We start from the raw sequence: 12,469 nt of genomic DNA on the forward strand, positions 1-12,469 counted from the left end.
TCAACGTCCGGTCAGGAAGTCGCGGGTCCCGGTGAAGACCCGGCTGTACTCGGGGAGCCAGGAGAAGTGCTGGACGAAGCCGTGGCCCGCGCCCGCGTACCGGCTCACCGTCACCGCCACTCCGGCCTCCCGCAGGCGGCGACCGTACAGCTCCCCCTCGTCGCGCATGGGGTCGAACTCGGCGGTGACGACGAGGGCCGGCGGCAGTCCGCTCAGGTCCTCGCGCTTGATGGGAGACACCAGCGGGTCGGCCGGGTCGGCGCCGCTGTCGACGTAGAAGGCGTTGAACGGTTTGAGTCCGGCGGTCTCCAGGCCGTAGCCGACCGCGTTCTCGCGGAGCGAGGCGTAACGCTCCTCGTCGAAGTCCAGGTCGAGGGAGGGGTAGTAGAGGATCTGGTGGGTGATCCGGTCAAAGCCCTCGTCGTGGGCGCGGGCCGCGACGGCGGCGGCGAAGGTGCCTCCGGAGCTGTCGCCGGCGACGGCGAGGGTCGCGCCGTCCCAGCCCAGCGACTCGCCCTGTTCGGCGGCCCAGCGGGTCACGGCGGAGCAGTCGTCGAGGCCGGCCGGGAAGGCGGACTCCGGTGCCCGGCGGAAGCCCACCGAGACGACCTTGAGGCCGGTCTCCTTCGCCAGCGAGCGCGCGATGTGGTCGTGGGTCTCCAGGCTGCCGAGGAAGAAGGCGCCGCCGTGGAAGTAGACGAGCAGGCCGTGCCGGTCCGCGTCGGTGGGTGTGTGGATGCGCACCGGTACGTCACCGGTGGTGGTGTGGGCGGTCTGGTCCTCCACCGCGTGCAGCGGCAGGCGTTCGGCCGCGGGAGGTACGTGGGACTCCTCGTCGGCGCGCAGGGCCGCCGGGTCCAAGGGGCCTTCGGGCGCGGGCGGGAGGGTCGCGAGGAACTTCGCTATTTCGGGGTGCAGCGGCATGGTGGTCACTCCTTCGTCGTGGCGGGCGTCGGCTGCTGGCCGGGGAAGACCTCGTCGATCTCGTCCTCCGCCCAGCCCTGCCGCGAGATGGCCTGGAGATTGTCGGTGACCGGCTTGCGGGTGGCCTGGTACCGGGCCAGGGCCTGCTGCACGGAGTCGGCACCGCGCAGGGCGTCGGCGAGCGCCCCGGCGTCCTCGACGGCCGAGTTGGCGCCCTGGCCCTGGTGGTGCAGCATCGCGTGCGCGGCGTCGCCGATGAGGACGACGGAGTCCGAGTGCCAGGTGTCGACGGGGTCGATGTCGTAGACGGCGCGGATGTTCACGGTGTCCATGTCGAGGCCGCGGGTGATGTCGACGAGGCGCTCGTCGAAGCCCTCGACTGTGCGCAGCAGGTCCTCCTTGGTGACCCGCGGCGTCCAGGAGCCGTCCGGGCACAGCGCGGTGATGTCGAAGGACACTTGGTCGCGGTGGCGCAGCGGCAGCAGGTAGACCTTGGTGCCGCGCCCGATGTACATGCGCAGGTTGTCGTCGGTGACCATGCCGCGGGCGTCGGCCGTCGGGATGACCGCGCGATAGGCGTGCTCGCCGGAGAACACCGGCCCCTTGTCGCTGAACAGCCGTTCCCGCACGGCCGACTTGATGCCGTCGGCGCCGACGACGAGGTCCGCCGTTGCGGTGGTGCCGTCGGCGAAGGTCAGGAGCGGGCGGCCGTTCGTGTCCTGGGTCGTCTCCAGGCGGTGACCGAGGCGCACCATGCCCTCGGGCAGCGATCCGAGCAGGGCCTCGATGAAGTCGCCTCGGTGGATCAGGTGCGTGTGCGTCTGCTCGCCGTCGGCCGGCCAGGACTCCTTCACGATGGGTTCGCCGGTGGGCGTGAGGATCTCGAAGTACTCGCTGGGCGAGCTGACACGGGCGATCGCGTCGAAGATCCCCCACTCGCGGAACCGGTTCATGGTGACGGGGCGCAGACCGATGCCGGCGCCGACCTCGCGGATCCGGCTCGCCTGCTCGTACACGGTGACGTCCGCGCCGAGCAGGCTCAGCGCCCTGGCCGCGGCGGCGCCGCCGTAGCCCGCTCCGACGACGGCGATCTGGAGATCTTTCAGGTCCTGCATGGGATGGGGTCTCTCCTACTGCTGGATGGTCAGGAAGTCGGCGGGGTTGTCGACGAAGATCGTGCGGAGGGCGGTCTCGTCGAGGCCCGCGGCGCGCAGGTCCGGGATCAGCTCGTCGAACAGGTAGTTGACGGTGTGGCCCTTGACGCCGGGCCAGCCCAGCGGGGAGCAGTTGGCGTCGGCGGAGGCGAGGACCTGGCCGATGCGGCGGCCTCCGTCGATGAACCGCAGGAAGTGGTCCAGGCGCTCCTTGCGGGGGCGGGCCCAGAACGGCGGGTCGGGCAGTTCGGTCTCGTAGCCGAAGGTGTCGAAGCCGATGCGGCCACCCTGCTCGGCGATCCAGCGGTCGCGGGTCTTGTCGGCGTTCACGCCGTCGTCGACATGCCCGAACAGCACGCGGTTCAGTGGGAGTTGCTCCTCGTTGAAGATCGCGACGGCGTTCTCGGCGTCGATGGCGAGGTGGGTCAGGATCGGTACGCCGGTGGCGAGCGCGGCGCGGGCGGCGGCGCGGTAGATGCGCTTGTCGAGGTCGGTCATGCTACCGCCCCGACTGACGCCGACCTTGATGACACCGGCGCGGCTGCCGGTGTCACCGATGCCGACGGCGATCTCGTGGACGAACTGCCGTGCCAGGTAGTCGACTTCGGCGCGGGCGAAGTGCGGCAGGGCGGTGTCGCCGCCGACGAAGCCGGTGCAGGCGACGATGTGCACGCCGGTCTTGGCGGATAGCGACTTGTAGTGGTCGATGTCGCGGCCGTTGCAGATGCCTGTCGCGTCGACGAAGGTGCCGCCGCCCAGCTCGTGGAAGCGGCGCAGCTTCGGGACGGTCTCCTCGTGGCGCCGCTCGGGGGTCTGCCACCACTTCGTGTCCAGTTCGGAGCCGGGCATGCCGTAGCCGATGTGTTCGTGGACGGCCACGAAGCCCAGCTCCTCGGCGGGGATCGGGCCCAGGACGGTGCTCACTCGCGACACTGCGCTCACCTTCGGATTCTGAGGAGTTCTTGACATTGGGTGGGGGCCGGGCGGTCAGCGCACCGCGAGCAGCTCGCGCGGATTGGCCTCGAAGATGCGCCGCACGTCTCCGTCGCCGATGCCGTGCGCGCTCAGCAGCGGTGCGAAGGCGGTCAACAGGTGGCTGTACGGCAGGTCGTTGGCGGGATGCCCCTTGGCCACGCCGGTCGCGCCGACGGAGAGCAGGATCCGGTCGGTGTGTCCGGCACGTACGAGGTCGGCGACCAGGGCGGCGCGCTCGGTGTCGGTCAGGTGCCCGTCGCCCTCGGTGCCGACGTGGTCGAGGAGGATGTGTGCGCCGCAGGCGACGACCTGCTCGGGTGCGCCCGCGGCGACGGCGTCCTTTCGGTCCAGGCCGCCGACGGCCACACGGTCGGCCGGGAGCCGCTCCTCCAGGACGACGTCGAGTTCGCGGACGGCGTCGGCGCCGTGGCGGAAGGAGACGGCGGTGCCGGTGGCGAGGGCGGCGCGGGCTGCGCCGCGCAGCAGGCTCTCGTCGGTGGCGGTCATGCCCGCACGGGTGACGGCGGTGGTGACGAGGCCGGCCGGTGCGCGGCGCTCGACGCGCGGGACCACCATGCCCTCGGTGATCTCCTTGGTGAAGAGGTCGGCGAACTTCTCGGCCGGCCAGGGGGTCGGCGGATTCGTCTGCGGGGTGAGGAAGTAGCCGCCGAGCAGTTCCTCGGGGCCCTGCCCTGTCGAGGCGACGATGTGCACGCCTGTGGCGCGGGACAGGGACTCGTACAGGCGCAGGTCCCGGCCGTGGAACATGCCGGTGCCGTCGACGAGGGTGCCGCCGCCGTGGGCGCGGAAGTCGCGCAGCTTGGCGGCGAGCGTCTCGAAGATCTCGGCGCGGTCGAGGGTGATGTCGAAGGCGTGCTCGGCGCCCGGGAGCACCGAGAGCAGCGCCTCGTGGACGGAGACGACGCCCAGTTCGTCGGCCGGCACGGGTCCCAGGACGGTGTTCACGGTGGTGCTGTTCACGCTCTTGCCTGCCTCACGTGTCCGGTGCGGGTGCGGTGGTGCGCCCTTGTGGATGCCGTCACGCTAGCGATTCGCTTTACAGCACGTCAAGGAAATTAACTCCATGAAACATAACTGGTCAGAGCGTTGCGCAAGAGCCGGTCATGTGAGCAAAAAAGGCTCCTCCAAGGCCGTGGAGGGCCTCGGAGGAGCCTTGAAAGAAGGTGGCGCCGGGTGTGTCAGGCCAGCAGGCGTACCCAGCTGGCGCTCAGCTCGTCAAGCAGCTGCTCGCGGCTGAGTTTCCAGTCGGCGCTGCCCCAGTGCTGGGCGACATAGTCCAGCTCGGCCATCGCCAGCACGCCCTTGAAGCGGCGCTGGTGGGGTTCGAAGCGGTCGGCCCGGGTCAGGCCGTCCTCGATGTCGCTGATGGCCTCTTCCATCCACCGGTCGACGAGGTCGCGCAGCTCCGGGTCGACCGCGGCGGCGTCCCGGCCGACGCGGATGATCGGCCGGATCTCGGGCCAGCTGTCGGCGGTGCGCCGCAGCCACGCGCCGATCCCCTCCGCCGTGCCACCGGCCACGGTGGCGACCAGGTCCTGGGCCGTGGAGCCGTGCTCGGGGGAACGCACGCGCTGGAGCGCCTCGTTGAGCCGCTCGTCGATGAGCGCCTTCATCAGGTCGGTCCGGGAGGGGAAGTACGCGTAGAAGGTCACGCGGGTGGTGCCCGCGGCGGTCGCGATCTCGTCGACCTTGGTGGCGGCGTAGCCCTTCGACGTGAACAGCTCGAGCCCGGACTCCAGGAGGAGGCGGCGCGTCATCTGCTTCTGCGCCTGTCGAAGGTTCGCCATGCCGGGAATCCTAACGTCACCCCACGAACCGGCCCTCCGGGACGTCCGCCGAGGTCAGCGGGATCGGCGTGAACATCTCCGGCTCCTCCTGGGGCGTCAGGGCGGTCGGGCCGTACAGCCAGTCCGTGAAGGCGTAGTCGTACCTGTCCCGGGCGCGCAGCAGGACGTTGCGCTGCTCGCGGGCGAGGCCGTCGAGGTGCCACAGCTCGCCCCACTTGCGGGACGTGGTCAGCACGCGGCGGCAGTGCTCGGGGCGCACCGCCTCGTACGCGGTCAGCGCGGCGTTCCAGTCGACCGTGCCGTCGGCGGCGCGGTTGCGGGCGACGTGCTCGCCGAGCACCCAGCCGTCCTCGATGGCCATGATCGCGCCCTGGGCGATGTACTGGAGCGGCGGGTGCGCGGAGTCGCCGAGGAGGGCGATACGGCCGTGGACCCAGTTCATGACGGGGTCGCGGTCGAACATCCGCCACCACTTCTCGCGCCACATGAACGGCAGGCCGTCCCGTACGAAGTCGCTGGTGTCGGCGAAGGCGGCGTCGAGCTCGTCGGGGGTGCCCCAGTCCTCCTCCCCCGCCAGGGCCTTGGGCGACTCGAAGACGGCGACCTGGTTGAGGAGTTCGCCGCCGCGCAGGCCGTAGTGGACGAAGTGGCAGCCGGGGCCGATGTGCACCACGACCTCGCTGAGGTCGACCGAGCGCACCCGCGGCTGCTCGGCGGGGACGGTGCCGCGGTAGGCGACGTACGCCGAGGAGACCGGCTCGTCGTCGATGAACTGCCGGCGGGCGGCGGAGTGCAGCCCGTCGGCCGCGATCACGAGCCCGGCCTCGTGGGTCCCGCCGTCCGCGAGCGTCACGCGGGCGCCGCCCTCGGTGTTCTCGTACGAGGTCACGTGCGCGTTGTTGACCAGCTCGACGCCCGCCCGTTGGCAGGCGCGCAGCAGCAGGCCGTGCAGGTCGCTGCGGTGGATGACCATGTACGGGTAGCCGTAGCGGCGTTCGAGGTCGCGCAGGTCGAGGCGGGTCAGCTCGTCGCCGTCGACGGCGTCGCACATGACCATCGCGTCCGGGACGACGCCGAGGCTCTTCGCCTCGTCGAGGAGGCCGTAGTCGTCGAGGATGCGGGTGCAGTTGGGGGCGAGCTGGATGCCGGCGCCGACCTCGCCGAAGGCGGGGGCGCTCTCCAGCAGTCGGACGGTGAGGCCCTGGCGGGTCAGCGAGTTCGCCGCCGCGAGGCCGCCGATGCCGCCGCCGACGACGATCACGTCAGGTTGGGTCACGGTTCTCATCTCTCAGAGCCAGGGGCCGAGTTGGGGCGCGTCGGCCAGGGTGTGGGGCCGGCCCGCCAGCCAGGCGGTGACCTCGGGGAGGGGCCCTTCGGGGAGTGCGGCGAGGTCCCGCTTGGCGCGGATCTCGTCGGTGAGCGCGGCGAGGAAGCCGTCCGGCAGGTCGGCGAAGGTGACGTCGGTGCCGAGGTCGACGGCGTGCACGCAGGCCTCGCGGGCGCGCATCCACGGCAGTTCGGTGGCGGGGACGGTGCGGCCCTGGGCGGTGACGACCTCGTGGCGCCACTGGTCGTCGGTGAGCCGGTCGAGGCCTTCGGCGAGGCGCTCGGCGGATCCGGTGAGCCAGGTGCGCAGTTCGGCGGCGGAGAGGGTAGGGCCCTTGGCGATGCCCGCGGCGCGCTCGTCGGCGGAGGCGTACATCGGTCGCTGCTCGCCGGTGGCCGCCCAGTGCACGAGGTTGCACAGCGCGTCGGCGTTGGCGGCGACGTGCGCCACCAGGTGCTTGCGGGTCCACCGCGGCAGCGCGCTCGGGGCGGCGAACCCGTCCTCGTCGAGGCCGGAGACGGCGTCGACGAAGAGCTGAGTGCCGGTGCGGGCCCAGGCGCGGGCGTCGGTGAAGGTGCGTTCGGCGGTGCTCATGCCGCGACCACCTCGTTGACGCAGGCGCCGAGGCCGGCGATCTCGGTGACGACGGTCTGCCCGGGGACCAGGAACACCTTGGGGTCGCGGGCGTTGCCGACGCCGGCCGGGGTGCCGGTGGCGATGATGTCGCCCGGGTTGAGGGTGATGGCGGTGGAGATGTACTGGACGAGGAAGACCGGGTCGAACAGCAGCGTGCCGGTGTCGTCCTGCTGCATGACCTCGCCGTCGACGGTCGTCTTTACTTCGAGGGCGGGGCGGACGCCGCCGGCCTCGTCGGGGGTGACGACGTAGGGGCCGACCGGGGTGGTGGCCTCCCAGATCTTGCCCTGGGTCCACTCGATGGTGCGGAACTGCCAGTCGCGCAGGGAGACATCGTTCATGACGGTGAAGCCGGCGATGGCGTCGGCGGCCTGCCGCTCGTCGGCGCGGCGCACCTTCTGTCCGATCACGACGGCCAACTCGACCTCCCAGTCGAGGGCTTCGGTCTCGGCGGGCTTGACGACGGGGTCGTTGGCGCCGGTCAGGGTCTCGGCGAACTTGGGGAAGAGGGTCGGGTGGCTCGGCAGCTCCCGGCCCATCTCCTTGATGTGGTTGGTGTAGTTGTGGCCGACGCAGACGACCTTGGAGGGGTTCGGGACGACCGGGGCGAAGTCGGCGCCATCGACCGGGAACGTGGTGCCGCACGCGGCGGCGGCCGTGGCCTGCCAGCCGTCGGTGGCGAACAGCGCGCCCAGGTCGGTGTGGCCGAGGTCGACGAGGACGTCGCCGTCGAGGCGGACGGCTCGGGTGCCGTCGGCGGTGCGGAGGGTGGCGAGCTTCATCGTCAGGCGTCCTTCTGGGTACGAGTGGTGGGCCGGGTGCGGTCGAGCTGCGCGCGGTTGAGCTTGAGCGCCTCGAAGACGGGGGCGTCGGAGAAGCGGAAGAGGTCGAGGCCGCCGGAGTCGGAGTCGCTGCCGCCGGCCTCGGACCGGGCGGAGAACGGCTCCCAGGAGGGCACGACGAACAGGTCGCCCCGGGTCACCGTCCACGACTTCTCGCCGACGGTCACGACGCCGGAGCCGTCGAAGACCTGGTAGACGGAGGAGCCGGTCTCGCGCACCGGTGCGGTCTCGACGCCGCGGGCGACGCGGTGGAACTCGGCGCGGACCGTCGGCAGCACGTCGGAGCCGTCGTGCGGGTTGGAGTAGCGCACGGCGGCGTGGCCGGGCTCGACGGTGCCGCCGAACCCCTCCTTCTCCAGCAGGAGTTGGTCGCGCAGCGCGGCGTCGGTGTACTCCCACTTGTAGGACAGCAGCGGGCTGCCCGGCGTGGCGGGAGCGGCCGACAGCGGGCGCAGGCCCGGGTGGGCCCACAGCCGCTCGGAGCGCGAGCGCTCCGGAGCCGTGCGCTCGGCGTCGCTGATCTCGTCGCGGCCGAACTCGAAGAACTGGGCCTCGGTGACGTACTGGAAGGGGATGTCCAGGCCGTCGATCCAGGCCATCGGCTCCGCGGTCGCGTTGTGGTGGGCGTGCCAGTTCCAGCCCGCCTGCGGCAGGAAGTCGCCGCGGTTCATGGGCACGGGGTCGCCGCCGACGACCGTCCACACACCGGAGCCCTCGACCACGAAGCGGAAGGCGTGCTGGGTGTGCCGGTGCTCGGGGGCGTCCTCGCCGGGCATCAGGTACTGGATCGCGGCCCACAGCGTCGGGGTGGCGAACGGCCGACCTTCGAGGGAGGGATTGGCCAGCGCGATGGCGCGGCGCTCGCCGCCGCGGCCCACGGGGACCAGGTCCCCGGCCCGCGCGGCCAGCTCGCGCAACTTCTCCCAGCGCCACAGGTGCGGCACGGCCCGGGAGCGCGGCTGCTCCGGCATCAGGCCGCCGATCTCGGTCCACAACGGAATGAGCAGTTCCTGCTCGAAGCCCCGGTACAGCTCCTCGAGCGCCGGGGTGACCTCGGGCTGCCCTTGTGCGGTGACGGCCTGGAGCCGTACCGGGGAGCCCACAGCGGTGTCTTGGGTGAAAGGGGTCTCGGTCACGGAGTCAGCGTGCCGCGTGTCCACTGAGAGGGCTGTCAGATTCTTGACAGCAGAATCCGAGGCCCGGAACCCGGCTGGGGCTCAGTCGCCGGCCCGCACCAAGAAGTCGGAAAGGCTGCGGTTCGCCCCGGGCGGCATCGCGTACGGAAGCGCGTGATGGGACACATCCGGCAGCACGGTCGTCGCGACGCGCGGGAGCAGCGCCTCGGCCTGTGCCGCCACCTTGGACGGGTCATGGGCCCTGCCGCTTCCGGCGAGCAGCAGCAGGACCGGCAGGCTCAGACCGCGCAGGGCGTCCGCCGCCGGGCGCGGACCGGTTACGGGCCGGAGGGCGGGGAAACCGGCGGCCGCCTCTTGGAGGGCGAGCCAGTCGGGGTCGAGGGGGCGGCCTCCGGCCTCCCACTCCAGGAAGGTGCGGACCCGGCGGGGTGTGCTCCGCAGCAGCATGGGCAGTGCGTGCAGCAAGTAGGCGGGGCTGAACCCGGCGAAGCACTGGGTCGGGTCGAGAAGGGCCAGGCGACGGACCCGGCCGGGCGTGCGCATGGCGTGATGCAGGGCGATCCAGGCGCCGTACGAGTGTCCGACCAGGTCGGTCTCGGCCACCCCGAGGCCGTCGAGGAGCACGTCCAGCCAGGCCGACAGGTCGGCGACGGTGCGGAGACGGCGGTCGCCGTCGGGAGTGCTGCGTCCGGGCGCGCCGATCAGGTCGACCGCGAACACCCGGTGCGTGCGGGACAGTACGGCGGCCTGCGCGTACCAGGACGCGGAGGTCGCGCCCCCGCCGCCGGGCAGGAGGACGAGCGAGGGATTGCCGGCCAGTCCGCACACGTTGACGTGTGTCGTGCCGAACGGGGTGGGAACGCTCGCCGTCTCACGAGCGGCAGGCCACTTGGCCATGACCTTGTCGTAGGCGATGAGGAAGTTGTCGGCATCGTAGCCATCGCGAGCGTTCATGAACGGCGACCCCTCTATTATCTCGCTGAGCAAGATACTTGTTGGGCGAGATGATACGTGGAGGTGGCCCGTGCCCGAGATGGAGAGGGCGGAACCCGTCGAACGAGCCACGCCGGGGCCCGAGATGGAGATCGTCCACCTGCTGCGCGCGGTGGCCGTCGACCTGGGCCGGCACAGCACCCGGTTCGCCCAGCACAACGGCATGCACCCCACCGACGTGCGTGCGCTGATCGCCCTGATGGATGCCGCCCGCGCCGGCGAGACGACCACAGCGGGGCAGCTCGGCGCGGCGCTCGGGCTCAACTCGGCCGGAACCACGGCTCTGGTCGACCGCCTGGAACGGGCGGGTCATGTGCGACGGGTGCGCGACGCGCTGGACCGCCGCAAGGTCACCATCGAAGTCGCCGAGCAGGCGGTCGCCCTCGGCTGGGCCCACTTCGGACCGCTCATCGACCGGGCGGTGGACCTGCTGCGGGGATACGACGAGCGGGAACTGGCCGCGGTGAGGGGCTTTCTGACGGGGATGCTGAAGCCCGTGGTCCCAGACCTAAGAGCTGCCCCGTGAAGGCCGGTTGACGATGAGTCAGGCGCTGAGCTGGATACGCGCGAGACCCGACGCGGGGCGAGCAATTGTCAAGACTTGTGGATTGGTGACCACGTAGCGAGAGATGCCTTGGGGTGTATCGGGCGAAGTGCCGTTCATCGTGCGACCGTGGCAGGGTCGGCCGTGGGACGGTCTGTCAGCGGCGGGTGGGATCACGTTCTTGCCAGACCTTCGTGCAGGGGTGAGCGGGGGTCCGGAAGGCCCGGAAAGCCTCTCAGCTGGCCCGGCCCAAGGTCATGGTGCGGGATCCGGGTGTGAAGTCACCGAAGGACTGTTGCCAGGACTCACCGGGCCAGTAGTACGTCACCCGGCCCTCGGCGGGCCGGTAGTGGGCGGTATAGAGCGTTCTCGACCCCTGCTCGTCGGCGGATCGATACAGCGGTGGCTTCAGCATCGCCGCCACGTCCGCACCCGCGGCGCGAATGGCGCGCAGCCGCTCCTGTGTCCCCATGGTCCGCTCCTGCTCGTCGGTCACCGGCAGGTGCTGGTGATTGGCGGCGCAGGCGTCCGGTGCCACCATCGGTGACATATCCGGCCCCACGAACACCGTCATCGCCTTCACGGGATCGACGAGGGTGAGGTTCTGGGGGACGGCGACCGGCAGGGACCGCAGCCTGCCGACCGCCTCATCGACGGTGTCGCACGTCTCCAGCAGGTAGCGCACCACGATGAGAATGGCGAAGCCGCGTCCGTAGGCAGAACGTCCACCCCAGGTGAGCGAGACCGCGAGACCGGCGTCGTTCATCCCGTCCAGCAAGCCCCACAGCATGTCCTGCATCCCGATCACGGGGCGCAGGAAGCAGGAGGAGACGATGGTCCCCTCGCATTGATCGGGCGGCAAGTCATAGTTGCGCAGCAGGGTGCCGTTCTGGCCGATCTGGGTGCAGGCAGGGGCGAACGGCCGCAGTGCCGCGTGCGTGAGGAAGGCTTCCGCCTCGGGCCGGTCGAGTTGGCCGGCCAGACGGTCCAGAACCGGGACCAGTTCCGGCATGTGCGCACGGAACAGCGCCCGAACACGATCCGCGCCTTCCGGAGTACGGCCCTCCTCGGTCAGCAGGCCCTCCATCTCCTGCCACAGGCCCCGGGCGTAGGCGGCCCACCGCCCGTCGCTGCCGTCGCCGACCTCGATCGCCTGGAAGGTCTTGTGCTGTTGCCACACGGCTGCCACTCCCCTGTGAGAATCGGACGAGGAGAGGAGAACCTAGCCAACTGGGCAGGTAATCACCAGGTGTCCGCCATCGGCGACGGTCGGGCGCTGAATCTGATGAAACCGCTGAACGCGAGCGGGGCCGATTCCACGTAGGCGAAGAAGTCCCGTGTTGGAGAGAACCGGGAGTCAAGAAGGCGGGTGGCGAAGCCAATTGCCAATTGATGCGGTTCGGGTGACGTGTGATCAGGCTGCGACGGTCTCGTCGCGCTCGACCAGGAGGCCGTTCTCGAACTTGGTCCCGGAGTGGACCAGGGCGACGAGGGAGGCGCGGTGATCGCGCGCCGGCGTTCCTGGGCGGACTCGACCAGCTTGAACACCATCGCGAGGGCAGCGGCCGGGCTGCCGGCCCCGCGGGTGACTTTGGTCCTCAGCTTGACCGTAGAGAATGTGGACTCGGTCGGGTTCGTGGTCCGCGAGTGGACCCAGTGCTCGGCCGGTAGTCGTAGAGGGCGAGCAGCTCGTCCCGGCCGTCGGTGATCTTCGCGGCAGCCTTGGGCCACTTCGTGCCGTAGGTCTTCATGAACGCGTCGATGGCCCCGCGGGCTTCGGCAGGGCGTTTGTGATATTTCGCGGGGAACACTGCGGCCAGGGACTTTCACAGGCCCATCGCACCGTCGCCGACGACCAGCTCGGGGTCGTGCATACCTCGTCTGCGGCAGTCGCGTAGCAGGTCGGAGTGGGCCTGACCGCATCCAGGCATGGCTGGCGGCTCACCACACGGCATTCACGGCTGCCCTGACGGCCTGAGAGGTTAAGGAACAAGCCAGTCGACTGTGCGGACTCTCGCTCGAGGAGCGCATCCTGCTAGGGCCTGTCTTCAATCTCCCGTCGTCGCCCGGAGGGCGGCGCCGCGGCGTCTGGTGCGTGCGATCGCAAGGCGCCGGAAAGACCTAGTAGCG

The 12,469-nt window shown here is 70.7% G+C and carries 12 protein-coding genes and 1 pseudogene; 1 reads left to right on the plus strand and 12 read right to left on the minus strand.

Going from position 1 to position 12,469, the window contains the following annotated elements; genetic code table 11:
- The 10 genes from ACIA8D_RS39690 to ACIA8D_RS39735 form a co-directional block, all read right to left on the minus strand.
- Positions 1-924, minus strand: a complete 924-nt coding sequence (locus tag ACIA8D_RS39690) for an alpha/beta hydrolase (protein ID WP_399240016.1) — start codon at positions 922-924, stop codon at positions 1-3.
- 5 nt (positions 925-929) lie between these two features.
- A complete protein-coding gene (locus ACIA8D_RS39695) occupies positions 930-2,039 on the minus strand; it encodes an FAD-dependent oxidoreductase (RefSeq protein WP_399240018.1) in 1,110 nt (369 codons plus the stop codon).
- A 15-nt stretch (positions 2,040-2,054) separates the two neighbouring features.
- Positions 2,055-3,020, minus strand: coding sequence for a phosphotriesterase (locus ACIA8D_RS39700; RefSeq protein WP_399240020.1), 966 nt, complete (start codon positions 3,018-3,020; stop codon positions 2,055-2,057).
- Positions 3,021-3,065: 45 nt separating this feature from the next.
- Positions 3,066-4,034 (minus strand): phosphotriesterase, encoded by a 969-nt coding sequence (locus ACIA8D_RS39705; RefSeq protein WP_399240022.1) that lies wholly within the window; start codon positions 4,032-4,034, stop codon positions 3,066-3,068.
- A gap of 218 nt (positions 4,035-4,252) precedes the next feature.
- Positions 4,253-4,861 carry a TetR/AcrR family transcriptional regulator gene (locus ACIA8D_RS39710; RefSeq protein WP_399240024.1) on the minus strand — a complete coding sequence of 203 codons (609 nt, stop codon included), beginning with the start codon at positions 4,859-4,861 and terminating at the stop codon, positions 4,253-4,255.
- Positions 4,862-4,877: 16 nt separating this feature from the next.
- Positions 4,878-6,146, minus strand: a complete 1,269-nt coding sequence (locus ACIA8D_RS39715; protein WP_399240026.1) for an FAD-dependent oxidoreductase — start codon at positions 6,144-6,146, stop codon at positions 4,878-4,880.
- A 3-nt stretch (positions 6,147-6,149) separates the two neighbouring features.
- Positions 6,150-6,782, minus strand: a complete 633-nt coding sequence (locus tag ACIA8D_RS39720; protein WP_399240028.1) for a maleylpyruvate isomerase N-terminal domain-containing protein — start codon at positions 6,780-6,782, stop codon at positions 6,150-6,152.
- The gene (locus ACIA8D_RS39725) at positions 6,779-7,606 is read right to left on the minus strand and encodes a fumarylacetoacetate hydrolase family protein (RefSeq protein WP_399240030.1); all 828 of its coding nucleotides are present in this window, start codon (positions 7,604-7,606) and stop codon (positions 6,779-6,781) included. Before ACIA8D_RS39725 ends, ACIA8D_RS39720 begins: the two co-directional genes overlap by 4 nt.
- Positions 7,607-7,608: 2 nt before the next feature.
- Complete coding sequence (locus ACIA8D_RS39730) at positions 7,609-8,802, minus strand: cupin domain-containing protein (RefSeq protein WP_399240032.1); 1,194 nt, start codon at positions 8,800-8,802, stop codon at positions 7,609-7,611.
- An 81-nt stretch (positions 8,803-8,883) separates the two neighbouring features.
- Complete coding sequence (locus ACIA8D_RS39735) at positions 8,884-9,756, minus strand: alpha/beta fold hydrolase (RefSeq protein WP_399240034.1); 873 nt, start codon at positions 9,754-9,756, stop codon at positions 8,884-8,886.
- Positions 9,757-9,835: 79 nt separating this feature from the next.
- Between ACIA8D_RS39735 and ACIA8D_RS39740 the strand changes: the two genes are divergently transcribed.
- The gene (locus ACIA8D_RS39740; protein ID WP_399240038.1) at positions 9,836-10,321 is read left to right on the plus strand and encodes a MarR family winged helix-turn-helix transcriptional regulator; all 486 of its coding nucleotides are present in this window, start codon (positions 9,836-9,838) and stop codon (positions 10,319-10,321) included.
- Between the two features lie 253 nt (positions 10,322-10,574).
- Here the strand turns inward: ACIA8D_RS39740 and ACIA8D_RS39745 are convergent, their stop codons facing one another.
- Both ACIA8D_RS39745 and ACIA8D_RS39750 read right to left on the minus strand, forming a co-directional pair.
- Complete coding sequence (locus ACIA8D_RS39745; RefSeq protein WP_399240036.1) at positions 10,575-11,519, minus strand: C45 family autoproteolytic acyltransferase/hydolase; 945 nt, start codon at positions 11,517-11,519, stop codon at positions 10,575-10,577.
- Positions 11,520-11,753: 234 nt separating this feature from the next.
- A pseudogene (locus tag ACIA8D_RS39750) lies at positions 11,754-12,255 on the minus strand (transposase); the annotation flags it as partial.
- Positions 12,256-12,469 lie beyond the last annotated feature (214 nt).

It is taken from the genome of Streptomyces sp. NPDC051684, assembly GCF_044453445.1.
GTDB lineage: Bacteria > Actinomycetota > Actinomycetes > Streptomycetales > Streptomycetaceae > Streptomyces.